This window comes from Rhodanobacter sp. B2A1Ga4, from assembly GCF_018101315.1.
Classification (GTDB): domain Bacteria; phylum Pseudomonadota; class Gammaproteobacteria; order Xanthomonadales; family Rhodanobacteraceae; genus Rhodanobacter; species Rhodanobacter thiooxydans_A.
The window spans coordinates 776,415-797,321 of sequence record NZ_JADBJR010000001.1 but is presented as its reverse complement, the minus strand read 5'-3'; the positions used below and the strand labels follow the sequence as shown (position 1 = coordinate 797,321).

Annotated in this window: 21 protein-coding genes, 1 tRNA gene and 1 other RNA gene; 14 read left to right on the top strand and 9 right to left on the bottom strand. The window is 65.8% G+C overall.

Annotation, left to right across the window (positions count from 1 at the left end):
- The first annotated feature begins 37 nt into the window (after window positions 1-37).
- The gene (locus tag IMW82_RS03645; RefSeq protein WP_108472884.1) at window positions 38-1,351 is read left to right on the top strand and encodes an MFS transporter; all 1,314 of its coding nucleotides are present in this window, start codon (window positions 38-40) and stop codon (window positions 1,349-1,351) included.
- Here the strand turns inward: IMW82_RS03645 and IMW82_RS03640 are convergent.
- On the bottom strand, window positions 1,348-2,034 hold the full coding sequence (locus IMW82_RS03640) for a DUF2461 domain-containing protein (RefSeq protein ID WP_108472883.1): 687 nt from the start codon (window positions 2,032-2,034) through the stop codon (window positions 1,348-1,350). The genes IMW82_RS03645 and IMW82_RS03640 overlap by 4 nt on opposite strands.
- Before the next feature lie 30 nt (window positions 2,035-2,064).
- Entirely contained in the window at window positions 2,065-3,510 is a 1,446-nt protein-coding gene (gene sbcB / locus IMW82_RS03635; protein WP_211003877.1) for an exodeoxyribonuclease I, read from the bottom strand.
- Between the two features lie 57 nt (window positions 3,511-3,567).
- Here sbcB and orn point away from each other — a divergent pair, with 57 nt between their 5' ends.
- The 4 genes from orn to IMW82_RS03615 all read left to right on the top strand — a co-directional run bounded on the left by orn (window position 3,568) and on the right by IMW82_RS03615 (window position 7,512).
- Window positions 3,568-4,134: an oligoribonuclease gene (gene orn / locus IMW82_RS03630; protein WP_108472882.1), complete on the top strand. Its 567-nt coding sequence runs from the start codon at window positions 3,568-3,570 to the stop codon at window positions 4,132-4,134.
- Between the two features lie 27 nt (window positions 4,135-4,161).
- Complete coding sequence (gene folP / locus IMW82_RS03625) at window positions 4,162-5,076, top strand: dihydropteroate synthase (protein WP_211003876.1); 915 nt, start codon at window positions 4,162-4,164, stop codon at window positions 5,074-5,076.
- A 49-nt stretch (window positions 5,077-5,125) separates the two neighbouring features.
- Window positions 5,126-6,478 (top strand): phosphoglucosamine mutase, encoded by a 1,353-nt coding sequence (gene glmM / locus IMW82_RS03620; RefSeq protein WP_211003875.1) that lies wholly within the window; start codon window positions 5,126-5,128, stop codon window positions 6,476-6,478.
- 98 nt (window positions 6,479-6,576) lie between these two features.
- Window positions 6,577-7,512: a 2-oxoglutarate and iron-dependent oxygenase domain-containing protein gene (locus IMW82_RS03615; protein WP_211003874.1), complete on the top strand. Its 936-nt coding sequence runs from the start codon at window positions 6,577-6,579 to the stop codon at window positions 7,510-7,512.
- Window positions 7,513-7,632: 120 nt separating this feature from the next.
- Here IMW82_RS03615 and IMW82_RS03610 read toward each other — a convergent pair whose 3' ends face one another.
- The 3 genes from IMW82_RS03610 to IMW82_RS03600 form a co-directional block, all read right to left on the bottom strand.
- Window positions 7,633-8,046 (bottom strand): hypothetical protein, encoded by a 414-nt coding sequence (locus IMW82_RS03610; RefSeq protein ID WP_211003873.1) that lies wholly within the window; start codon window positions 8,044-8,046, stop codon window positions 7,633-7,635.
- Between the two features lie 99 nt (window positions 8,047-8,145).
- Window positions 8,146-8,817, bottom strand: coding sequence for a DUF6445 family protein (locus tag IMW82_RS03605; RefSeq protein ID WP_211003872.1), 672 nt, complete (start codon window positions 8,815-8,817; stop codon window positions 8,146-8,148).
- A 57-nt stretch (window positions 8,818-8,874) separates the two neighbouring features.
- On the bottom strand, window positions 8,875-9,684 hold the full coding sequence (locus tag IMW82_RS03600; RefSeq protein WP_211003871.1) for an SDR family oxidoreductase: 810 nt from the start codon (window positions 9,682-9,684) through the stop codon (window positions 8,875-8,877).
- Between the two features lie 125 nt (window positions 9,685-9,809).
- Between IMW82_RS03600 and tpiA the strand changes: the two genes are divergently transcribed.
- From tpiA to IMW82_RS03575, 5 genes are all read left to right on the top strand, one after another.
- Complete coding sequence (gene tpiA, locus IMW82_RS03595) at window positions 9,810-10,577, top strand: triose-phosphate isomerase (RefSeq protein WP_211003870.1); 768 nt, start codon at window positions 9,810-9,812, stop codon at window positions 10,575-10,577.
- A 7-nt stretch (window positions 10,578-10,584) separates the two neighbouring features.
- The gene (gene secG, locus IMW82_RS03590) at window positions 10,585-11,046 is read left to right on the top strand and encodes a preprotein translocase subunit SecG (RefSeq protein WP_108472875.1); all 462 of its coding nucleotides are present in this window, start codon (window positions 10,585-10,587) and stop codon (window positions 11,044-11,046) included.
- Window positions 11,047-11,057: 11 nt separating this feature from the next.
- Window positions 11,058-11,142 (top strand) — tRNA-Leu (locus IMW82_RS03585).
- Window positions 11,143-11,448: 306 nt separating this feature from the next.
- Window positions 11,449-11,703 (top strand): hypothetical protein, encoded by a 255-nt coding sequence (locus IMW82_RS03580; protein ID WP_108472874.1) that lies wholly within the window; start codon window positions 11,449-11,451, stop codon window positions 11,701-11,703.
- Between the two features lie 132 nt (window positions 11,704-11,835).
- Window positions 11,836-12,489 (top strand): response regulator, encoded by a 654-nt coding sequence (locus tag IMW82_RS03575; protein ID WP_108472873.1) that lies wholly within the window; start codon window positions 11,836-11,838, stop codon window positions 12,487-12,489.
- 93 nt (window positions 12,490-12,582) lie between these two features.
- Here IMW82_RS03575 and IMW82_RS03570 read toward each other — a convergent pair whose 3' ends face one another.
- The gene (locus tag IMW82_RS03570; protein WP_211003869.1) at window positions 12,583-15,756 is read right to left on the bottom strand and encodes an Rne/Rng family ribonuclease; all 3,174 of its coding nucleotides are present in this window, start codon (window positions 15,754-15,756) and stop codon (window positions 12,583-12,585) included.
- A 335-nt stretch (window positions 15,757-16,091) separates the two neighbouring features.
- Between IMW82_RS03570 and IMW82_RS03565 the strand changes: the two genes are divergently transcribed.
- Window positions 16,092-17,090 carry an RluA family pseudouridine synthase gene (locus tag IMW82_RS03565; RefSeq protein ID WP_199909880.1) on the top strand — a complete coding sequence of 333 codons (999 nt, stop codon included), beginning with the start codon at window positions 16,092-16,094 and terminating at the stop codon, window positions 17,088-17,090.
- Here the strand turns inward: IMW82_RS03565 and IMW82_RS03560 are convergent, their stop codons facing one another.
- Window positions 17,091-17,432 carry a 4a-hydroxytetrahydrobiopterin dehydratase gene (locus IMW82_RS03560; protein ID WP_108472871.1) on the bottom strand — a complete coding sequence of 114 codons (342 nt, stop codon included), beginning with the start codon at window positions 17,430-17,432 and terminating at the stop codon, window positions 17,091-17,093. It abuts the gene before it with no gap.
- A gap of 155 nt (window positions 17,433-17,587) precedes the next feature.
- Between IMW82_RS03560 and IMW82_RS03555 the strand changes: the two genes are divergently transcribed.
- Window positions 17,588-18,196 (top strand): NfuA family Fe-S biogenesis protein, encoded by a 609-nt coding sequence (locus tag IMW82_RS03555; RefSeq protein WP_108472870.1) that lies wholly within the window; start codon window positions 17,588-17,590, stop codon window positions 18,194-18,196.
- 71 nt (window positions 18,197-18,267) lie between these two features.
- On the opposite strand, the gene IMW82_RS03550 is transcribed toward IMW82_RS03555, so the two are convergent.
- Entirely contained in the window at window positions 18,268-18,621 is a 354-nt protein-coding gene (locus IMW82_RS03550; RefSeq protein WP_108472869.1) for a cytochrome c, read from the bottom strand.
- 19 nt (window positions 18,622-18,640) lie between these two features.
- A complete protein-coding gene (locus tag IMW82_RS03545; RefSeq protein WP_108472900.1) occupies window positions 18,641-18,964 on the bottom strand; it encodes a cytochrome c in 324 nt (107 codons plus the stop codon).
- A gap of 200 nt (window positions 18,965-19,164) precedes the next feature.
- Here IMW82_RS03545 and ssrA point away from each other — a divergent pair.
- Window positions 19,165-19,519, top strand: a transfer-messenger RNA (tmRNA) gene (gene ssrA, locus IMW82_RS03540).
- A gap of 163 nt (window positions 19,520-19,682) precedes the next feature.
- Entirely contained in the window at window positions 19,683-20,903 is a 1,221-nt protein-coding gene (locus IMW82_RS03535; RefSeq protein ID WP_211003868.1) for an integrase arm-type DNA-binding domain-containing protein, read from the top strand.
- Window positions 20,904-20,907: the final 4 nt, after the last annotated feature.

The window sequence follows — 20,907 nt, the reverse complement described above, 5'->3', positions numbered from 1 at the left end:
TAAGGTGCGAGCCTTCCACCACCGGGACTGTCCGTTGATGAATACGTCGCCCGCAGCCGACCGCGAACGCTTGCGTCCACGCGACGTGAAAACCCTGCTGCTGTCCGCGTTGGGCGGTGCGCTGGAGTTCTACGACTTCGTGGTGTTCGTGTTCTTCGCGATCCCCTTGAGTCACCTGTTCTTTCCGCCCGGCACTGCGCCGTGGCTGGCCCAGCTGCAGGTGTTCGGCATCTTCGCGGCGGGTTACCTGGCACGCCCGCTGGGTGGCATCGTGATGGCGCACTACGGCGACAAGCTGGGGCGCAAGCGGATGTTCACGCTCAGCGTGTTCCTGATGGCGGTGCCGACCCTGGCCATCGGCCTGCTGCCGGTGTACGCGCAGGTCGGCATGCTGGCGCCGCTGCTGCTGCTGTTGCTGCGGGTGGTGCAGGGCATCGCGGTGGGTGGCGAGGTGCCCGGCGCATGGGTGTTCGTAGCCGAGCACGTGCCGCCGCAGCGGATCGGCTTTGCCTGCGCCAGCCTCACCTCGGGGCTCACCGTGGGCATCCTGATCGGCTCGCTGCTGGCCGCGGCGATCAACAGCCGGATGACCCCGGCCGAGGTGCTCGACCATGGCTGGCGGCTGCCGTTCCTGGCCGGCGGCGTGTTCGGCTTCTTCGCGGTGTGGCTGCGCCGCTGGCTCAGCGAGACGCCGGTGTTCGAGGCGATGCATGCGCGCAGGGAACTGGCCAGCGGCCTGCCACTGCGCCAGGTGTTCGAGCGGCATCTGCCGGGGGTACTGCTGTCGGTGCTGGTGACCTGGATGCTCACCGCGGCGATCCTGGTGATCATCCTGATGACGCCGTCGATCGTGCAGTTGGCATTTCATGTCACGCCGGCGCGGGCGTTCCTCGGCAGCAACCTGGCCTCGTTTGCGCTGGCGCTGGGCTGTCTGGGCTACGGCTGGCTGGCCGACCGGATCGGCTACGCCCGCGCGTTGCTGTTCGGTGCGCTCGGACTGCTGCTGTGCAGCTATGCGCTGTACCTCGACCTGCGCTCCGGTGCCGCGCACTTCCTGCTGCTATACCCGCTGGCCGGGCTGGCAGTCGGCGTGACCGGCGTGGTGCCGGCGCTGATGGTGACGGCGTTTCCGCCGGCGGTGCGTTTCTCCGGGTTGTCGTTCTCGTACAACGTCGCCTATGCGCTGTTCGGCGGATTGACGCCGCCGCTGATCAGCCTGCTGGTGAAGCGGTTCGGCGTGCTGGCGCCCGCGCATTACGTGGCATTTGCCGCGGTGATCGGGATGGCCGTTGCCACGCGCTCGCTGGCTGCACGCAGCCGGATTCATCCCGCTACTGCATCAGTTGCCTAGAACTCCAGCTCCTGCGCGGCGCACAGGTAGTCGACCAGCGGTGCGACGCGCCTGAACGTGGCGACCGTCCACGGCAGCAGTTCATCCGAGCAGGCCAGCTCTTCGCTGAGCGTGGTGGTGGCGACGAAGTCCTTGCGTTTGAGGTCGTCGATCAGCTCATGCGCGGGGTCGTAACCGCGCGGCGGGCGGACCAGCGACTCGCCGCCCAGCTGCAGCTGCTCGCGGAACGCCTTGCCCTGGGTGGCGCGCTTCCACGCGGCCGGGTTGTCGACCAGGAACTCGCGGATGTGCTTCAGCGCATCCGGCTCCGGGTGCCACATGCCGCCGCCGGCGAAGCACTCGCCGGGTTCGATGTGCAGGTAGAACCCGGGCGCCTGGATCTCGTGCCGGCGCTCGTGGAAGAAGCGCGAACCCTGCCACGACTTGTACGGCAGCTTGTTGTTGGAGTAGCGGGTGTCGCGGTAGATGCGGTACAGCGAACCACCGTTCTTGCGCGGGTCGGCACGGTAGTGCGCGCTGATCTTCGCCAGCGGCGCCTGCAGGTCGGCGATCAGCCGCAGGAACGGCTCGCGCACGTGGCGCTCGTAGTCGTCCTTGTGCGCGTGGAACCATTCGCGGTTGTTGTTGCGCCCGACGGCGCGCAGGAAGCGGAAGGTGGCGGGGGTGAAATAGCTCTGGGGCATGGCGGGTCTTGAGGGCGAGGCGGATGGGGATCAGAGAGGTTCGACACTGGCGGCGAGCTGTTCGCCCCAGGCCTGCAACTGGTCGAGCAGGGGCAGTTTGTCTTGTGCTTGCGGATCGTGGCGCAGTTCGTCGAGGCGGGCGAAGTAGTCGTCGAGGGTGAGCCCGGTCAGCGGTGTGTGCCGGGTCAGGCGCGCCTGACGGAAGCTTTCCCAGCGCGTGCGTTCGTCGGCATCCAGCGTCTCCGGCCAGTTGCGCGCGCGGTAGCGGAACAGCAGCTCCGGGTAGCGCGGGTCGCGGAACGGGAACGCGCGGGTGCCCAGCTCCTGCGGCGGCGTGGCGCGCACCTGGGCCAGCAGGCGCTTGTCGGCATCGGGCAGGAAACCGCCGCCGTACAAGGCCAGCTCGGGATCTTCCGGCGGCGGCAGTTCGGCGGCGCGCTGGAATACGCGGCGCAGTTTTTCCGCCAGCCCGTCGACGGCATGCAGCACGTCGCGATGGGCCTGGCAGCGGGCCAGGTCCAGCTGCAGGCGATCCAGGTCCACGCCCTGCAGTACCGACAGCGGCGCCAGCGCCGGCGCATGGTTCGCGCGCACGGTGCGCAACGGGATGCGTTCGATGCCCTCGGGCAGGTCGGCGCGCGCGGTGAAGATGCGGTCGGCGATCTCGTCCTCGTCCAGCGCCAGCCATGCGGCCGGATCGGTGGCCAGGTCGTACACGATCACCTCGCCGGGGCGGCTGGGGTGCGCTGCCAGCGGTGCGATCACGGCCATGCAATGGCGGCTGGCCGGGTAGCGCGAGGAGACGTGCACCAGCGGCGTCATGTTCACCACGTCGAGCAACTCGAACACCTTCTGCTTGCGGCGCAGGGCGTAGTACCAGTCCCACAATCGTGGCTGGCGCACGCGGATCAGCCGGGCCAGCTCGATCAGCGCATGGACGTCCGACAGCGCATCGTGGGCGCGTTCCTGGCTGAGCTGGTTGGCACGGGCCAGGTGCTCCAGCTTGAAGCTGGGCGTGCCATCCTCGCGGGTGGGCCAGCTGATGCCCTCGGGCCGCAGCGCCTGGCACATGCGCACCAGGTCGATCAGGTCCCAGCGCGAGTTGCCGTTCTCCCACTCGCGGCCGTACGGCTCGTGGAAGTTGCGGTACAGCATCTGCCGGGTGAATTCGTCGTCAAAGCGCAGCGAGTTGTAGCCGACGCCGCAGGTGCCCGGTGCGGCCAGTTGTTCGTGCACGCGGGCAGCGAATTCGGCCTCGCTGACGCCTTCGCGTTCGGCTTGTTGCGGGGTGATCCCGGTGATCAGACAGGCATCGGGGTGCGGCGGCATCTCCAGCGACGGCTTGCCGTAGAACATCACGGGCTCACCGATTATTTCCAGTTCCGGGCTGGTGCGGATGCCGGCGAACTGCAGCGGGCGGTCGCGTCGCGGGTCGGCGCCGGAGGTTTCGTAGTCGTGCCAGAAGAAAGTCTGCATGGCGCGGATCATCGCATGCGGGCAAGGCTGATAAACTCCGGCGCACAAGGAGAGCCCATGAGCCAAGCCCACGAAGACAACCTGATCTGGATCGATCTGGAGATGACCGGCCTCGACACCGACAACGATTCGATCCTGGAGATCGCCACGGTGGTCACCGACAAGGAGCTGAACGTGCTGGCCGACGGGCCGGTGTTCGCGATACGCCACGAGATCGATCGGCTGGAGTCCATGGACAACTGGAATTCCAACCAGCACCACAAGTCGGGCCTGTGGCGGCAGGTGCTGATCTCCGAAACCGACCATGCGATGGCCGAGCAGGCTACGGTGGATTTCCTGCGCGCGTGGGTGCCGCCGGGCAAGTCGCCGATGTGCGGCAACTCGATCTGCCAGGATCGCCGCTTCCTGCACCGGCAGATGCCGCGGCTGGAACGCTATTTCCACTACCGCAACCTGGATGTCTCCACGCTCAAGGAACTGGCCCGGCGCTGGGCGCCGGAGATTGCCAAGAGCGTCGGCAAGGAATCGGCGCACACGGCGCTGTCGGATATCCGCGACTCGATCGCCGAGCTGCGCCACTATCGCCGCTACATGGGCGAGCTGGGCGGCAAGGCCGAAGCCTGAGCGCCGCTTGCGGACATTGACGAGGCCATGAGCATGTCGAACGAGCTGTTTGCCACGGTGCTGGATTGTGCCGGGCGCCCGTTGCGGCTCGACCGCGCGCGGGTGGTCGGCATCCTCAACGTCACCCCCGATTCGTTCTCCGATGGCGGCACGCACGACAGCGTCGACGCGGCGGTGGCGCACGGCCTGGCGCTGGCGGAGGAGGGCGCCGACATGATCGACGTCGGCGGCGAATCGACCCGTCCCGGCGCGGCCGACGTGCCGGTCGAGGAAGAACTGCGCCGGGTGCTGCCGGTGATCGAGCAGCTGATTGCGCGCACCATGTTGCCGATCGCGATCGACACCTCCAAGCCGGAAGTGATGCGTGCGGCAGTGGCGGCCGGCGCCGGCATGATCAACGATGTGTACGCGCTGCGCCGCGATGGCGCGATGGCCGCGGCGGCCGAGCTGGGCGTACCGGTATGCCTGATGCACATGCAGGGCGAGCCGCGCAGCATGCAGGCCGAGCCGCATTACGACGACGTGGTCGGCGAGGTGCACCGCTTCCTCACCGACCGGCTGTTCGCCTGCGAACTGGCCGGGATCGACCGGCGCAAGGTGCTGGTCGATCCCGGCTTCGGCTTTGGCAAGACGCTGCAGCACAACCTGGCGCTGCTGTGCGCGCTGGAGCGTTTCGCCGATCTCGGCAGTGGTGCCTACATCGGCCTGTCGCGCAAGACGATGATCGGCGAAATGACCCGCCGCAGCGTGCCGGCGGAACGCGCCGCCGGTTCCGTGGCGGCGGCGCTGATCGCGGCGCAGCGCGGCGCACGCATGGTGCGCGTGCACGACGTGGCCGCCACCGTCGATGCGCTGGCGGTGTGGCAGGCGGTGCACGCGGTTGACACCGTGCCGCGGCGTGCCGACAAACCGGCCATGCCGCGCTGGCCGGACGACGACTGAGCTGCGCCTTCATCTTTCCTTCCCCCTCATCATCGCCATCAGGCAGCCCATGACCCAGCGCAAATATTTCGGCACCGACGGCATCCGCGGACTGGTCGGCCAATGGCCGATCAGCGCGGACTTCATGCTGAAGCTTGGGCGCGCCGTCGGCAGCGTGCTGGCGCGTGACGGCAGCAAGCGACCGAACGTGCTGATCGGCAAGGACACCCGCATCTCCGGCTACATGTTCGAGGCCGCGCTGGAGGCAGGCCTGGTCGCGGCCGGCGCCGACGTGGGCCTGCTCGGCCCGATGCCGACGCCGGCGGTGGCCTACCTGATCCGCTCGATGCGCGCGCAGACCGGCATCGTGATCAGCGCCTCGCACAACCCGCATCACGACAACGGCATCAAGTTCTTCTCCGCCGATGGCGAGAAGCTGTCCGACGAAGTGGAGCTGGCGATCGAGCGGGAGGTCGACGCCGCGTTCACCACGGTGCCATCCGAACGGCTCGGCAAGGCGCGCCGGATCGACGATGCGGTGGCCCGTTACACGGAATACTGCAAGTCCACCGTCGCCGAGGATTTCAGCCTGCACGGGCTTCGGCTGGTGCTGGACTGCGCCCATGGCGCGACCTACCAGGTGGCGCCGAAGGTGTTTGCCGAACTGGGTGCCGAGGTGGTGGCGATCGGCGACAAGCCGGACGGCTTCAACATCAACCGCGAGGCTGGCTCGACTCATCCGCAGGCCTTGCAGCGCTCCGTGCTGGCACATGACGCCGACCTCGGCATCGCGTTCGATGGCGACGGCGACCGCGTGCAACTGGTCGACCGGAACGGCGTGCTGGCCGACGGCGACGACATTCTGTACATACTGGCGCGCAGCTGGCATGCACAGGGGAAGCTGCAGGGGCCGGTGGTCGGCACCCTGATGAGCAACTACGGCCTGCAACTGGCGCTGGCCCGGTTCGACGTGCCGCTGATCCGCGCCAACGTGGGCGATCGTTACGTGCTGCAGCAGCTGAAGGAACATCGCGGCCTGCTCGGCGGCGAGACCTCCGGCCACATCCTGTGCCTGGACCGCGCCACCACCGGCGATGGCATCATCGCCGCGCTGGCCGTGCTGGAGGCGCTGGTGCGCTCCGGCGAAGACCTGGCCGTGGCACGGCAAGGCCTGCAGAAGATGCCCCAGGTGATGCTCAACGTGCGTGCCGCCGGTGCCCGTGAGGCATTGTCCAGCAGCGAGGTGAAGCAGGCGCTGGCCGAGGTGGAGCAGATCCTGCACGGTCGCGGCCGGGTGGTCTTGCGCGCCTCCGGCACCGAGCCACTGGTGCGCGTCACCATCGAGGGTGCCGACGAAACGGAAGTGCAGCAGTTGGCGGAGAAGCTGGCGGGGATTGTAAAATCCGCAGCCGAACGCTCGTGAACCTGTAGCAGTATTGGGTCGCCATGGACTGGCCCGACGTGCCCCGCCCTTGCGGTGGCGGATGAATCGACCGCACGCCCAACCAATGGACTACAGCCATGAAGAACGTTCCCACCCTGGACATCCGCCGCTACGACACCGACCGCGACGCCTTCGTCGCCGAGATCGGCGCGGCCTACCGTGAATTCGGCTTCTGCTGCATCAGCGGCCATGGCATCGCGCGCGAGCTGATCGACGGCTCGTACGACGTGTTCCAGCGCTTCTTCGCGCTGCCGACCGCAATCAAGATGAAGTACCACATGCCCGGCGCCGGCGGTGCGCGCGGCTATACGCCGTTCAAGGTGGAGACCGCCAAGGACAGCCAGTACGCCGACCTCAAGGAATTCTGGCATGTCGGTCGCGAGATCCCGCGCGATTCGAAGTTCGCCGACGTGATGCCGCCGAACATCTGGCCCGCCGAGGTGCCGGAATTCCGGCAGTACGGCTACGGCCTGTACGAGGCGCTGGACCAGCTCGGCACGCGCGTGCTGCGCGCGCTGGCCCTGCACATCGGCGAGCCGGAAAACTTTTTCGAGGACAAGACCGACGTCGGCAACTCGATCCTGCGTCCGATCCACTATCCGCCGATCACGGAAGAGAACATCCCCAACGTGCGCGCCGGCGCGCATGAGGACATCAACTTCATCACCCTGCTGGTTGGCGCCAGCGCGGAAGGGCTGGAAGTGCTCACCCGCGAAGGCGAGTGGTTGCCGATCACCACCGAGGGCGACGCGATCGTGGTGAATATCGGCGACATGCTGCAGCGGCTCTCCAACCACGTGTTTCCGTCCACCACGCACCGCGTGGTTAACCCGCAGAACGAGAATGCACGCAAGCCGCGCTACTCGGTGCCGTTCTTCCTGCACCCGAATCCGGACGTGGTGCTGGACCCGCTCGATTCGTGCGTCACGGCGGACAATCCGCGCCGCTACGACACCTCGATCACCTCGCACGAATACCTGCTGCAGCGTTTGCGCGAGATCAAGCTGATTTGAAGCCGGGATTCGGGGCGCCCAGTGGGCGCCCCGTTGTTTCCACCAGCAGTCAAACGCAGCGACTCCGGAGATAGGAGCAAGCGCTGTTCGCTGTGGCTGCCCTGTGGCGTCGTGCTGGTTCTACTGGTTTTCCAGCGCGTGGGTGTTCTGCAGGTTGCGGCGGATATCCTGTTCCAGGTAGTCGATCCAGCCGTTGTAGTTGCGGTGGATGTTGCGCCGACCACCGCTCTCGCGGTAGTTCAGGTTGGTGCTACGCACGTAGGTGAGGTGCACCGCGGCGGCGTCATAGGTGATGTGGATGGTGGCGGTATGTTCGCGGAGGTGCAGCGTGCTGAGGATGTCGCCGTCGGCAAGATTGTCCAGCGTCCAGCCGCGACCTTCGAGTGCATTGACGATGCTGGTCTTGACCTGGGCCTGGCTGACGCCGACCGGAATCGTGATCGGCGCAGCAGGTTTCAGCGGCACCGAAGTGCAGGCAACGAGCGCCAGCGCGGCCAGAAATACGAGTACCGTCCTTTTCAACAGTCGATCCATGAGAATTCCATTGGTGTGGTGTGAGTGCGCAGATATGGCGCCGCCGGATCATAGCTGACGAACGCAAGCGGTCGGCGGCAACCTGATTCCCGAGGGTGCTCACGCCATCCAGAAGAACACGGCGGTCATGCGCTTGGCCGCCATTTCCAGCCCCCAGTAGGCGCTGGCACTGTGGATCAGGTTGGCCTTGTAGACCAGCAGGCGGTTGTGGCGATGCGCCACGCGCATGTCCTCGACGAAGGCGTTCGGCTGCACGAAGCGGTTGCCCAGTGCCTCGGCCAGATTGCGGTGCGGCGGCAGCACGATATTGCCGCCAAGCCGACCGCCAGGCATGCGCTGGCGGAAGAAGCTGGTGCCGCATTGGTCCGGCACCGCGGGGTTGAGATACAGCACGGCGGCGTAGCGGCACAGATGCGAGGAGTCGGTGTGCGGCTTCACCGTACCCTCGACTGCGCCGACCACCTGCACGCAGTTGTGGTTGAGCCGGATGCCGGCTTCGGTCTGCTCGACCCACAGCTTCTTCGCGCCGGTGAGGCGGCATACCGTCGCCTCCAGTGCGGACAGCTCGTCATCCAGCAGGGCGGGCGTGGCGCGCATGCCCGGCCATACCTCGCCGGTATACGGATAACCCATTTCCCAGTCGGTCTTGGCCAGGCAGCGGGCGCGCACCTCGTCGGCATTCGGCAGCACGTCGTCCACCACCCAGTAGTCGCGGCCCTCGACGGGCTTGCGGTAGGGCAGCGGACGCATCTGGGTCGGAAACAGGGACATGCAGTTGGCAGCCGGTGGCGAAGTCGATGGCAACAGTAGCGGATGCGTCAGTGCCGTCTAGACCTCGGTGTTCCGGTAGCGCTTCGATTCCCGCGCGGAAAGCCACATGGCCAGCCGGTCCGGTAGCAGTTGCACCACCGTCTTGATGGTGCGGTTGACCCGGCCCGGGATGTACACGGCGTCGCCGCGCTCGACCGCCGCGATGCCCTGGCGCACCACTTCGTCCGCGCTCAGCCACATGAAGCCAGGCAGCTTGTTCATCTTGTCGCGGGTGCGCGTGACGTCGTGGAATTCCGACCAGGTGAAGCCCGGGCACAGCGCGCAGACGTTCACGCCGACCGCGCGGTTCTCCAGTGCCAGTGACTGCGAAAACTTGATCAGGTAGGCCTTGCTGGCGGCGTACAGGGTGTGCCCGGCCGGGCCAGGCACGTGCCCGGCCAGCGAGGCAACGTTGATCACGCGGCCGAGGCCGCGCTGGCGCATGCCGGGCAGCAGTCGCCAGGCCAGTTCGGTCGGCGCGGTCAGCAGCACCTGCAGGAAGTCCGCATGGGTTGCCCAGTCGTTCGCGACAAAGGTGCCGGGCACGCCGTAGCCGGCGTTGTTGATCAGCCAGTCCACTTGCAGGCCGCGCCGGTCCAGTTCGTCGCACAGTGCCCGCGGCGTGGCCGGGTCGGCCAAGTCGTGCGGCAACACGGTGACCTGGGCGGCATGCCGTTCACGGAGTTCGGCGGCGAGCGCTTCCAGCCGATCGGCGCGGCGCGCAGTCAGCACCAGGTCGTGGCCGAGCGCGGCGAGCTGCCGGGCAAACGCGGCACCAATGCCTGAGGAGGCGCCGGTGATCAGGCTGAGCGGGCGGGAAGCGGTCATGCGGTGTTCCTCGGCAGGAGTCGCCATTCTTGACCGCGCCAGTGAACCGACGCCAGTCGTCCGCGGGTTTGCTCATCCCGGAGGCCCTCGCTAAGCTTGCCGTTTGACCGCAACGGAAGCAGCCCATGCGCAAGAAATTCGTCGCCGGCAACTGGAAAATGCACGGCAGCCGTTCGATGGCCAAGGCCCTGGTGAGCGATATCGCCGCCGGCCTGCCGGACGATATCGATGTGGCGGTATTTCCCCCGTTTCCGTACGTGGCCGAGCTGGCCTGGCAGCAAGCCGATTCCGGCCTGGGCATCGGCGCGCAGGATGTCAGCGCGCACGAGGGGCAGGGTGCGTATACCGGCGAAGTTTCCGCCGCCATGCTGGCAGACGTTGGCGCACGTTGGGTGCTGGTCGGCCATTCCGAGCGCCGCCAGTACCATGGCGAGAGCGACGAACTGGTGGCGCGCAAGTTTGCCGCGGCCCGCGCCGGCGGCCTGACGCCGATCCTGTGCCTGGGCGAAACGCTGGAACAGCGCAAGGCCGGCGAGACCGAGGCGGTCGTCGCGCGGCAGTTGCGCGCGGTGCTGGCGCTCAACGGCGTGGCAAGTTTCGATACGGCAGTAATCGCCTACGAGCCGGTCTGGGCGATCGGCACCGGTCATACCGCCAGCCCGGAGCAGGCGCAGCAGGTGCATGCCTTCGTTCGTAGCCAACTGGAAAAAGAAGATGTTATGATTGCCCGTCTGACCCGACTGCTTTACGGCGGTAGCGTCAAGGCGGCCAATGCCGCTGAATTGTTCGCGCAGGCGGACGTGGATGGAGGGCTGATCGGCGGGGCCTCCCTGACTGCATCCGACTTCCTTGGAATCTGCGCCGCGGCGCATCAGGCGCCACAGGCTCAATAGAAACCTTATGTTCGTCATTTTCAGCGTGTTCTACATCCTGATTGCTGCGGCGATGATCGTGCTGATCCTGCTGCAGAACGGTGCTGGCGCCGATGCCGGCTCGGGCTTTGGCGGCGGCGCTTCGGCCACGGTGTTCGGCGCGCGCGGTTCGTCCACGTTCCTCACCCGCGCCACCGGCGTGCTTGCGGGCCTGTTCTTCCTGCTCAGCCTGGGCATGGGCATCTACCTGCATGGCAACGGCGCGCCGCATACCAATACGCAAGACCTGGGCGTGATGGCCACGCTGGCCGACAAGCCCGCTGCCGGCAAGGCAACTCCGGCTGCCCCGGCGGCTGGTTCGGAAGTCCCGTCGGCGGTTCCCGCTGCAACCAACAATGCCGTCCCGGCAGCACAGCCGGCGGCAGCAACTCCCGCCCCGACCCAGAAGGGCGAAGTACCGGCAGCCACCGAGCCGCCGGCCAAGCACTGAGCAACACACCTGCCCAGGTGGCGGAACTGGTAGACGCACTACCTTGAGGTGGTAGCGACGCAAGTCGTAGGGGTTCGAGTCCCCTCTTGGGCACCATTAAGATGGCTTCGGTGAATGTCGCCGAAGTCGCTGCAGACAAGAGAACCGCCGATCGGCGGTTTTTTTGTCTGCAGTGGTTGGTGTGCAGGAAGGACATGCAAGCCGACAGTGCGCCGGTCGCATGGTGGGCACCGGGTGGTCTGTGTGGACGTCGCAGCATGCTTCCCGTACAGCGTATGTAGGTGCCGGCCGACATATCGGGCGTTACTGCCATGACACATTGTGCCCAGACGATGAGGGTGGCGAATGACCGGCCGGTCGTGCCGCCGCCGGATTTCCTCATGGCACGGGGAGTGGCTGTCCATGGTGACGATTTCGCTGAAGCAGGCGACTACGGGCGATTGGTGTATCTGTCGTGGCCGGATCACGTTGTTCAGCAACCTGCAGCTGGGGGTGGCGATCAAGCTTGCACGGGAGATGGCTCGTGACGAGCATCAGCGCCTCGGGCGCCAGGTCCTAGTGGAAATGCCCGGGCCGACTTCCGCGGTTGTGTTGGCGCGTTATGTCAACGACAGCGATGAAAGCAGGGACGATCCTGCCGATACGCAGGCGGCCTGAGCATCACTCGACCCGACGTCGATATCACGTCGAAGTGGTTGCCTGCGACCGGCATCGGGCCAAGTGCCGAATCGCTTGCAATGGGGCACCGTGCGGCCTAATTTCATGCAGCCCAACCAAGGAGGGCGTCAAGTGATCAATGTGGTCCTGGTGGACGATCACGAGCTGGTTCGCACTGGCTTCCGAATGATCTTGCAGCAACAGCCGGACATCCGCGTCGGCGGCGAAGCGGGCAGCGCCGAAGAAGGCCTGCAGCTGATCCGGACACTGGCGCCGGACATTGCCCTGGTCGACGTGCACATGCCCGGCATGAGCGGGATCGAACTCACCGAGCGCGTGTGCCGCTCGAAACTGTCCACGCACGTCGTTATCGTGACGGTGGTCGATGACGCACGTTTCCCCAAGCGCCTGCTCGACGCCGGCGCGCTCGGCTACCTGACCAAGGGCTGCAGTGCCGACGAGCTGGTGTCCGCCGTACGCCAGGTGGCCGGTGGCCGCCGTTATCTTGCCCCGGCAGTCGCGCAGCAGCTTGCGCTGGCCACCCTGGACGGTAGTGCCTCGCCGTTCGACGTACTGTCCAGCCGCGAGCTCGAAGTGGCAATGATGCTGGTGCGTGGCAAGCCGCTGACGATCATCGGCGAGCAGCTCAACCTGAGTCCCAAGACCGTGTCCACCTACAAGCAGCGCCTGATGGAAAAGCTGCACGTGGACCACGTGCTCAGCCTGGCTCATCTGATGACGGTGCATGGCCTGATCGATACGCCGAATCATCATGTCGGCAACTGATGCCGTGGCTCGGGCTGCTGCGTGACTGGAGGCGATAAAAAAACCGGACCATGAGTCCGGTTTTTTTATCGAGTGGCACGCTGTTGCAACGGTTCAGTCGTGCGAGTCGCCCTTGTGTGCGTCGGGCGCAGCGGGCTCGTCGTGCGACAGCGGCGATGCCGGCTGCTGTTCTTCGGTGGCTGATGGCAGCAGCGTTGCCGGATGGATCGGCTGGGCCAGCAAATCACCTTGCTTGGGCAGCGGCAGCGTGGCTACGGGAGCGGCTGTCGCCGGTGTTTCAGGCGGCGTGTCGGTGGTGACCGCGGGCGCCTCCTGCTGGGCAAGCGGTGTTGCCGTCGTCGAGACCGATGCTGCAGTCGGCGCGGGAGTCATGTGAGCGACAACCGTCGGGCTTACCGGCGTCACCGCGGTTGGCACTGGCTGCTTCATCGACGGAGTCATGACGGCCGAGGGTGCCGCGTCGACAGCCGGTCGGCTGATCGTCGTCGGCGTCGCGATGGCCGTGGTGACGACCACCGGGGTGGCATCGGCCTTTGCGGCGTGGGTCTCCACATCGGCCACCGTGACCGCGGCCGTCTGCGGCTTCAGTGCTGGAGTGGCGGTGGGGGTGATCCTGACGATGTCCTGATCATCGGGAGTGGCTGCTGCGGATTTCACCTGGTCGGGGATCGGCGGCAGGGTGGGCAGGTTGAATGCCGTGGCGGCGGACACCGCGGCACTGACCGCTGCGGCAACGGAGGTGACGGCGGGCTTCTCGACCGGCTGGGCAGGCACCGGTTGGCGAACCGCCGGGATAGCCGGTCCGGCGCTGGCCTGGCCATCATCCGTGGCGGCGGACACCGGCGACGATTCACGCGACGACTGCTCGTTACGTGCTGCCGGGGCATCTGTTGCGGCAGCTGCAGCGGCTTCGTCGCGGTCCTCGTCATCGAGCGCCTGTGCCTGCGCGCTGTCGATCTCGGTGCCATTCACGGCAGCTTCGTCGTGACGACGCCGGCGGCGGCCGCCACGACGACCGCGGCGGCGGCGCGACTGGCTGCCATCGGCGTCGGCTTCGTCGTCGGTGGTCTCGGGAGCCGTCGATGTGGCCAGCGGCACCAGCAAACGCTCGGCTTCCTTCGCCGCATCATCCAGCGGTGCAGCGGCGGGGCGCTCGTCAGTGGTGACACGGGGCGAGCGTTCGACCTTCGGCTGCTGCTGCGGATTCGGCTTGCGCTCCGCACGTGCCTGGTTGTTCTCGGCTGAGGCCGGCCTGGGCTGGCGTTCCGCCTTGGCGGTCTGGGCCTGCGGTTGCTGCGCCTGGCGCGGTTGCGCCTCGTTGCCGCGCTGGCGGTTGCCGCGAGCCTGCTGCTGGGAGGCGGGTTTTGCCTGGCCTTGCTGGGCTGCCTCGCGTCGCGGTTGGCGCGACGATGGCGCGTTCGTGTTGGTGCCAGTGCGATTGCCACGCTCCTCGCGGCGGTTGCGGTTGCTGCCGTCGTTGCCGTTGTCGGTACGCTTCGGCGCTGCTGCCGGTGCTGCCGTCTCCGCGCTGCGGAACCAGCCCAGCAGGCGCGAGATGATGCCGCCGGCGGGTGCGGCGGCATGGGCGGTCGGGACAGCGGTTGGCTGACGGCGTGCGGCCGGCTGCGCCATAGCGGCCGGGGTGGCGATTTCCTCGCGCACCGGCGCCGGGCTGGCGGGCACGATACCGCTCACCGCGGGCTGCTCGCCGCTGCCCAGGGCCTGGCCCATCTTCGGCAACTCGGTGGTTTCCACCGTAGTGAGGCGTTCGTAGCTGGGCTTGCTGTGCTCGCCCATGTCCGCTTCACGGATGCGCTGGATCTCGATGTGCGGGGTTTCCAGCTTTTCGTCGGCGACGATCACCACATGCGCCTTGTGGCGCAGTTCGATCTCGACCACGCTGGCGCGCTTTTCGTTGAGCAGGAAGTTGGCGACGCTGGTGGGCGCCTGCACCAGCACCTGGCCGGTGTTGTCCTTCATTGCGTGTTCTTCGATCAGGCGCAGAGTGGACAGCGACAGCGATTCCACGCCGCGGATGTGGCCGTGGCCTTCGCAGCGCGGGCAGGTGATCTGGGTGGCTTCGCCGAGGCTCGGACGCAAGCGCTGACGTGACATCTCGAGCAGGCCGAAGCGCGAGATGCGGCCGATCTGCACGCGGGCGCGATCCAGCTTCAGCGCATCCTTCAGGCGATCTTCCACTTCACGCTGGTGCCTGGGGCTGTCCATGTCGATGAAGTCGATCACCAGCAGGCCGCCGGCATCGCGGATGCGCGCCTGGCGGGCGATTTCCACCGCGGCCTCGCAATTGGTGTTGAACGCGGTTTCCTCGATGTCGCTGCCCTTGGTCGCCTTGGACGAGTTGACGTCGATCGCGGTCAGCGCCTCGGTCTGGTCGATCACAATCGAACCGCCCGACGGCAGGCGTACCTGGCGGTCGAACGCGCTCTCGATCTGCGTCTCGATCTGGTAGCGGGTGAACAGCGGGGTGTCGTCGCGGTACAGCTTGAGCTTGCGCAGGGCGTTGGGCATCACCTGCTGCATGAAGTCGCGGGCGTCGTTGTACAGCGGCTCGTCGTCGATCAGGATCTCGCCGATGTCGCTGCGCAGGTAGTCGCGCAGGGCACGGATGAACAGCTTCGATTCCTGGTAGATCAGGAACGGCGCCTTCTGCTTGCTGGCCGCTTCGGAGATCGACTTCCACAGGGTCAGCAGGTAGTCCAGATCCCACTGCAGTTCTTCGGCGTCGCGGCCGAGGCCGGCGGTGCGCACGATCAGGCCGACATCGTCGGGCACCGTGACGTGGTCCAGCGCTTCCTTCAGTGCCTGCCGGTCCTCGCCCTCGATCCGTCGCGAGACGCCGCCGGCCTTCGGGTTGTTCGGCATCAGCACCATGTAGCGGCCGGCCAGGCTGATGAACGTGGTCAGGGCAGCGCCCTTGTTGCCGCGCTCCTCCTTTTCCACCTGCACGACGACTTCCTGGCCTTCTTTGACCAGTTCGCGGATGTTCGCCTTGTGCGGGTCCAGGCCCGGGGTGAAGTACTCGCGGGAGATTTCCTTCAGCGGCAGGAAGCCGTGGCGCTCGGCGCCATACTCGACGAAGCAGGCTTCGAGTGAAGCCTCGACCCGGGTGATTCGACCCTTGTAAATATTGGACTTTTTCTGTTCCCGCGAAGGGATTTCGATGTCCAGGTCGTAGAGGTTCTGGCCATCGACAATGGCCACGCGCAACTCTTCACGCTGAGTCGCGTTGATCAACATGCGTTTCATGGTGGTAATCCTCGGCTTGGCCGCGCGTCGCGTGCCACGGTGGCGCCACAATGGCGGCCTGCCGGGGATCGCGCCGCTGCGGTTAAGCGGCAATAAAACGGCACCGTTTCCGGCGTCGGGATGATTCGGTCAGCTGCGCCTGCCGCCCCGACACCGCAATGGCATCGGACAAACGACGGCCCAAACCGTTACGATGAAAGGGAGTCGCGACCGGCCGCCCGAAGGCAATCGGAGCAATCCTCGCCGACGTTACGGGCGGGCATCCGGCCCGGTCCGGACTTCGGCGGGCAGAATGTAGCGCCCGCCGAGTATCCTATTTAAGCAGGTTTTTTTCAATGCAAACGGCAACTTCCCATGACGCACCTCACGGTGTACGTCAAGTCGAGATCGGCCCCGAGCGCGACGGCCAGCGCATCGACAACGCGCTGGTGACCCTGCTCAAGGGCGTGCCCAAGAGCATGATTTACCGGCTTTTGCGCACCGGCCAGGTGCGCGTGAACGGCAAGCGGGCCAAGCCGGATACCCGTCTCGCTGACGGTGATACGCTGCGCATTCCGCCGGTCCGGCTGGCGGAGCGGCCGGAGCAGCCGGGGCCGTCGGGCGGGCAGGTAGCCGAGGTGGCCGACGCGATCATCTTCGAGGACAAGCACTTCCTGGTGATCGACAAGCCCGCCGGCGTGGCCAGCCACGGCGGCAGCGGGATCAGCCACGGTGCGATCGAACTGTTACGCGCCGCGCGGCCACAGGAACATCTGGAGCTGGTGCACCGGCTCGACCGTGACACCAGCGGCGTGCTGGTATTTGCCCGTACCCGGGCGGGGCTGACCGGCCTGCAGGCGGCGATCCGCGCCGGCGAGGTCACCAAGCAGTACCTGTGCCTGATGCTTGGCCACCCGTCCAAGGCGAAGTTCGACGTGAATGCACCGCTGCTCAAATCCGTGCTGCAGGGCGGCGAGCGGATGGTGCGGGTGGCGGACAACGGCAAGCCGTCACTGACCTTCTTCCGCGAAATGGAGCAGTACCCCAGTGCCCGCCTGATGCAGGCCACGCTGGGTACCGGCCGCACCCACCAGATTCGCGTGCATGCGGCGCACATCGGCCACCCGCTGGCCGGCGACCCGAAGTACGGCGATCGGGAGATGAACAAGCGTTACCGCGAGATGGGCCTGAACCGGATGTTCCTGCATGCCTCGCACATGAGCTTCGACCTGGATGGGCGCGCCTACAGCTTTTCCGCGCCATTGCCCGACGACCTCAAGGATTTCCTCGACGTGCTGGCGGTGAAGGGCAAGCGGCTGGTGTGGATGCAGGAAAAGTCGCGCACCGATTTCTGATCAGCGCGCCAGCAGGGCTTCGACCCGTGCGGCGCAGATGAAATCGTTCAGCGACAGGCCGCCCACGTCATGGGTCGACCACAGCACCTGGCAATGGCCGTAACCGGCTTCCAGGTCCGGGTGATGGTCTTCCTGGTTGGCCATGAAGCCCACCGCGTTGATGAAGCCCAGCGTGTGGTGGAAGTCGGCGAAACGGAAATCCTTGGCGATGGCCGTGTCGTCGCCACGCAGCTGCCAGCCCGGCAGTTGCTGCAGCAGCTCGGCCACCCGTGCGGCATCCAGTGCGTGTTCCTTGCCCTTGCGCGGTTGGCAATGCCGGCTGGCCAGGTCGTTGGCGTTCATTGTTGTCTCCGTCGAGGTCGAGAGCTTCGGGGATGCGAAGCGTCGAAGTTGCGCACACAAATGTCAAAGCACGCATCGAACTCGAAACAGGACTAAAATGGTGCTGTTTCGCCGGTGAGGCCCACCGGCAACCATCTGGCGACCCTGGAGCAGGCATGATCGACATCTCGGAACGCGCGCAGCAGCATTTCCTGCGGCTTCTTTCGCAGCAAGGCATCGACGGGCTGGGCATCCGCCTGCGGGTGACCTCGCCGGGCACGCCGGCGGCCAACTGCGAGCTGGAATTCTGCGAGCCGGTGGACCTGGTCGGCGGGGAGTGGACGATCGAGTGCGCCGGCTTCGACTTCCATATCGACGGCGACAGCGCCAGCTGGCTGGACCAGGCCAGCATCGACTTCGAGCCGAATGCCACCGGCGGCCAGCTCAACATCCGTGCGCCGAAGATCAAGGGTCACGTGCCTGGTGTGGAAGCTGGCCTGATCGAGCGCGTGCGCTACGTGCTGGAGGCGGAAATCAACCCGAAGCTGGCCTCGCACGGCGGCCGGGTCAGCCTGCTGGAGATCGATGCCGGCGGTGCGGTGCTGCTGCAGTTCGGCGGTGGTTGTCATGGTTGCGGCATGGTCGATGTGACGCTGAAGCAGGGCGTGGAAAAGACTCTGCGCGAGCGGGTGCCGGAAGTGACCTCGGTGCGTGATGCCACCGACCATGCCAGCGGCGAGAAGCCCTACTACGGCAAGGCCGGGGGCAAATCGGCGATTGCCTGAATGGCGGCGCGAGCGCAAAAGCAAAGGGCCCGCATTGGCGGGCCCTTTGCGTTCCACATGACGACGCAGGCTTACTTGCTGCCGCCGATATGGCCCTTCAGCGTATCGAGCTTGCTTGGCAGGCTGGAGAAATAGGTGGCGACATCCTCGATGTCCTGGTCGGACAAGGTGGCCACCATGCCCTTCATGATCGGGTTGTCACGCTCGCCGACCTTGTATTCGTGCAGTGCCTTCTGCAGATAAAGGTTGTACTGGCCGGCGAGGCGCGGGTACTGCGGATCGACCGCATTGCCGTCGGTACCATGGCAGGCGAAGCAGGTGACTGCCTTCTGCTTGCCGTTCTCGGCGTTGCCGGCGGCAAGCAACTGGGTGGAAGCGAACGCCAGGATGGCGCCGAATGAAAGCAGGGTAATTGCACGTTTCATGCGGGAAATCCTTGGCAACTTACTTGGCGAGGCTGGAAAGATAGGCGGCAATGTTCTGGATATCCGTGGCGGACAGGCTCTGCGCCTGCGCATCCATGGTCGGGTGCTTGCGACCACCGGTTTGGTAACCCTGCAGGGCATTGATGATGTACTGCTCGTTCTGGCCGGCGATCTTCGGCACTGGATACTGCGGGTAGGCGTTGGTATAGCCGGGCACGCCATGGCAGCCAGCGCAGGTGTAGATCAGTTTGCGGCCGGCAGCCTTGTCGCCTTCAGCATGTGCGCTGGTGGCGGCGAAGAGGGTTGCGGTCACGGCCAGGCCAAGCAATTGCAATCGAGTCATCGAGATCATTCCCACGAGTGCGACGGGTACTAAGGGCATGTAAGTCGCCAAGTATAGACGTTGCGTTAACGGCCTAACAACACTCGACCTGACGTTGGTCAATGTTTGCGCAGCGCGAATCCGCTAGGCGCGTGTTCATCGCATGGCATTGTTGTCGCGATCCGTGCCCCATATACTGGCGAGGTCAGATCGTTTTCCCCGGGGGTGTCCTGGCTTCGACGGGGGTAGTGAGATGACTTGGTGCATGCCGAGGGGGCAGCTTTCCTCGTTAATCCAGCAGCAAACTCATAGTTGCCAACGACGACAACTACGCTCTCGCCGCTTAAGGCGTAAGCCCCGAACCCACTTGTGCTCATGCTCGTCGGTGTAGGGTCATTATCATGAGATCGCCGAACGCTGCCGCCTGGCGGTTCTAGGCTAAATCAATCAGGCTGGTTCCGCGGTGCGTTTTGCCCACCGTACTTGTCGCGGAACGAGATCGAACGGCGAGCTAAGCATGTAGATCCGGGCATTTAACGCCTTCGGACGCGGGTTCGACTCCCGCCACCTCCACCATTACAAGCTCCAACGCAGTCCAACGAAGGCCGGTAACCCTAGCAACAGCAAAGGTTCCGGCCTTTTTTGTGCCTGATGCAGTCCAGTCTCATCCATTGCCATCCGGGGGTAACAGGGGGTAACTTCAGGGGTAACAGGCTTACCCCCGAAAGGTGTTACCCCCATGCCGCTGTCAGACACCGCCATCCGCAATGCCAAGCCCGCAGACAAGCCGCAGAAGCTCGCGGACGGCGGCGGCCTGTATCTGCTGCTGAATCCGAACGGTTCGCGCTGGTGGCGTTTGAAGTACCGCGCTGGGGGTAAGGAAAAGCTGCTGTCACTGGGGACTTACCCCGACACCGGCCTGAAGGATGCCCGCGAAAAACGCGACGCGGCTCGAAAGCTGCTCGCCGCTGGCGTCGATCCGAGCGAGCAGCGCAAGGCCACGAAAGCTGCTGGCGACGAACGCGCGGCAAACAGTTTTGAAGTGGTGGCGCGCGAGTGGCACGCGAAGCAATCAGCAACATGGGTGGAACTGCATGCCAGCCGGATCATGCTGCGGCTTGAGAATGACGTGTTCCCGTGGCTAGGCAAGAGCCCGATTGCCGACGTCACGGCAAAGGAGCTACTGGCGACCGTCAACCGCATTGTTGACCGTGGCGCTGTCGAGTCCGCGCATCGCGTATTGCAAAACTGCGGACAGGTGTTGCGCTATGCCATCGCCACCGGCCGCGCCGAACGCAACCCCGCTGCTGATCTGCGCGGAGCATTGCCGCCGGTCAAGCAATCGCACCTTGCCGCCATCATCGAACCGAACGCCATCGGCGGACTGCTGCGCGCGATGGATGCCTATAACGGTTCACTGGTGACCAAGTGCGCCTTGAGGCTGGCCCCGATGGTATTCGTGCGACCGGGTGAGCTGCGTCAAGCCGAGTGGGCCGAGTTTGATCTGGACGGGGCGCAATGGAATATCCCCGCCGAGAAAATGAAAATGCGCGAGCCGCATCTGGTGCCACTGTCACCGCAAGCCGTGGCGATCCTGCGCGAACTGCACCCCCTGACCGGGCGAGGGCGCTATGTGTTCCCCAGTGCGCGTAGTCCGCAGCGACCGATGAGCAACAACGCGGTGTTGTCGGCACTGCGCCGCATGGGCTACGCCACCAATGAAATGAGCGGCCACGGCTTCCGGGCGATGGCCCGCACGGTGCTGGATGAGGTGTTGCACTTCCGGCCTGACTACATCGAGCACCAGCTGGCGCACGCGGTGAAAGACCCCAACGGCCGCGCGTACAACCGCACCGCGCACCTTGCAGAGCGCCGCAAGATGATGGCCGCGTGGGCGGACTATCTGGACACGTTGAAGGTAGGCGGCAACGTCGTGCCGATGCAGCGTAAGGTGGGTTGACCCC

What these genes read in the sequence shown, in the direction of transcription:
- sbcB (WP_211003877.1), bottom strand. Translation starts at nt 3,510, where the DNA reads ATGCAGACTTTCTTCTGGCACGACTACGAAACCTCCGGCGCCGACCCG.
- IMW82_RS03560 (WP_108472871.1), bottom strand. Translation starts at nt 17,432, where the DNA reads ATGAACGCCAACGACCTGGCCAGCCGGCATTGCCAACCGCGCAAGGGC.
- IMW82_RS03640 (WP_108472883.1), bottom strand. Translation starts at nt 2,034, where the DNA reads ATGCCCCAGAGCTATTTCACCCCCGCCACCTTCCGCTTCCTGCGCGCC.
- IMW82_RS03565 (WP_199909880.1), top strand. Translation starts at nt 16,092, where the DNA reads ATGCAAACGGCAACTTCCCATGACGCACCTCACGGTGTACGTCAAGTC.
- orn (WP_108472882.1), top strand. Translation starts at nt 3,568, where the DNA reads ATGAGCCAAGCCCACGAAGACAACCTGATCTGGATCGATCTGGAGATG.
- IMW82_RS03605 (WP_211003872.1), bottom strand. Translation starts at nt 8,817, where the DNA reads ATGTCCCTGTTTCCGACCCAGATGCGTCCGCTGCCCTACCGCAAGCCC.
- IMW82_RS03545 (WP_108472900.1), bottom strand. Translation starts at nt 18,964, where the DNA reads ATGACTCGATTGCAATTGCTTGGCCTGGCCGTGACCGCAACCCTCTTC.
- IMW82_RS03645 (WP_108472884.1), top strand. Translation starts at nt 38, where the DNA reads ATGAATACGTCGCCCGCAGCCGACCGCGAACGCTTGCGTCCACGCGAC.
- IMW82_RS03555 (WP_108472870.1), top strand. Translation starts at nt 17,588, where the DNA reads ATGATCGACATCTCGGAACGCGCGCAGCAGCATTTCCTGCGGCTTCTT.
- folP (WP_211003876.1), top strand. Translation starts at nt 4,162, where the DNA reads ATGAGCATGTCGAACGAGCTGTTTGCCACGGTGCTGGATTGTGCCGGG.
- IMW82_RS03610 (WP_211003873.1), bottom strand. Translation starts at nt 8,046, where the DNA reads ATGGATCGACTGTTGAAAAGGACGGTACTCGTATTTCTGGCCGCGCTG.
- glmM (WP_211003875.1), top strand. Translation starts at nt 5,126, where the DNA reads ATGACCCAGCGCAAATATTTCGGCACCGACGGCATCCGCGGACTGGTC.
- IMW82_RS03550 (WP_108472869.1), bottom strand. Translation starts at nt 18,621, where the DNA reads ATGAAACGTGCAATTACCCTGCTTTCATTCGGCGCCATCCTGGCGTTC.
- IMW82_RS03615 (WP_211003874.1), top strand. Translation starts at nt 6,577, where the DNA reads ATGAAGAACGTTCCCACCCTGGACATCCGCCGCTACGACACCGACCGC.
- secG (WP_108472875.1), top strand. Translation starts at nt 10,585, where the DNA reads ATGTTCGTCATTTTCAGCGTGTTCTACATCCTGATTGCTGCGGCGATG.
- IMW82_RS03535 (WP_211003868.1), top strand. Translation starts at nt 19,683, where the DNA reads ATGCCGCTGTCAGACACCGCCATCCGCAATGCCAAGCCCGCAGACAAG.
- IMW82_RS03570 (WP_211003869.1), bottom strand. Translation starts at nt 15,756, where the DNA reads ATGAAACGCATGTTGATCAACGCGACTCAGCGTGAAGAGTTGCGCGTG.
- IMW82_RS03600 (WP_211003871.1), bottom strand. Translation starts at nt 9,684, where the DNA reads ATGACCGCTTCCCGCCCGCTCAGCCTGATCACCGGCGCCTCCTCAGGC.
- tpiA (WP_211003870.1), top strand. Translation starts at nt 9,810, where the DNA reads ATGCGCAAGAAATTCGTCGCCGGCAACTGGAAAATGCACGGCAGCCGT.
- IMW82_RS03580 (WP_108472874.1), top strand. Translation starts at nt 11,449, where the DNA reads ATGGTGACGATTTCGCTGAAGCAGGCGACTACGGGCGATTGGTGTATC.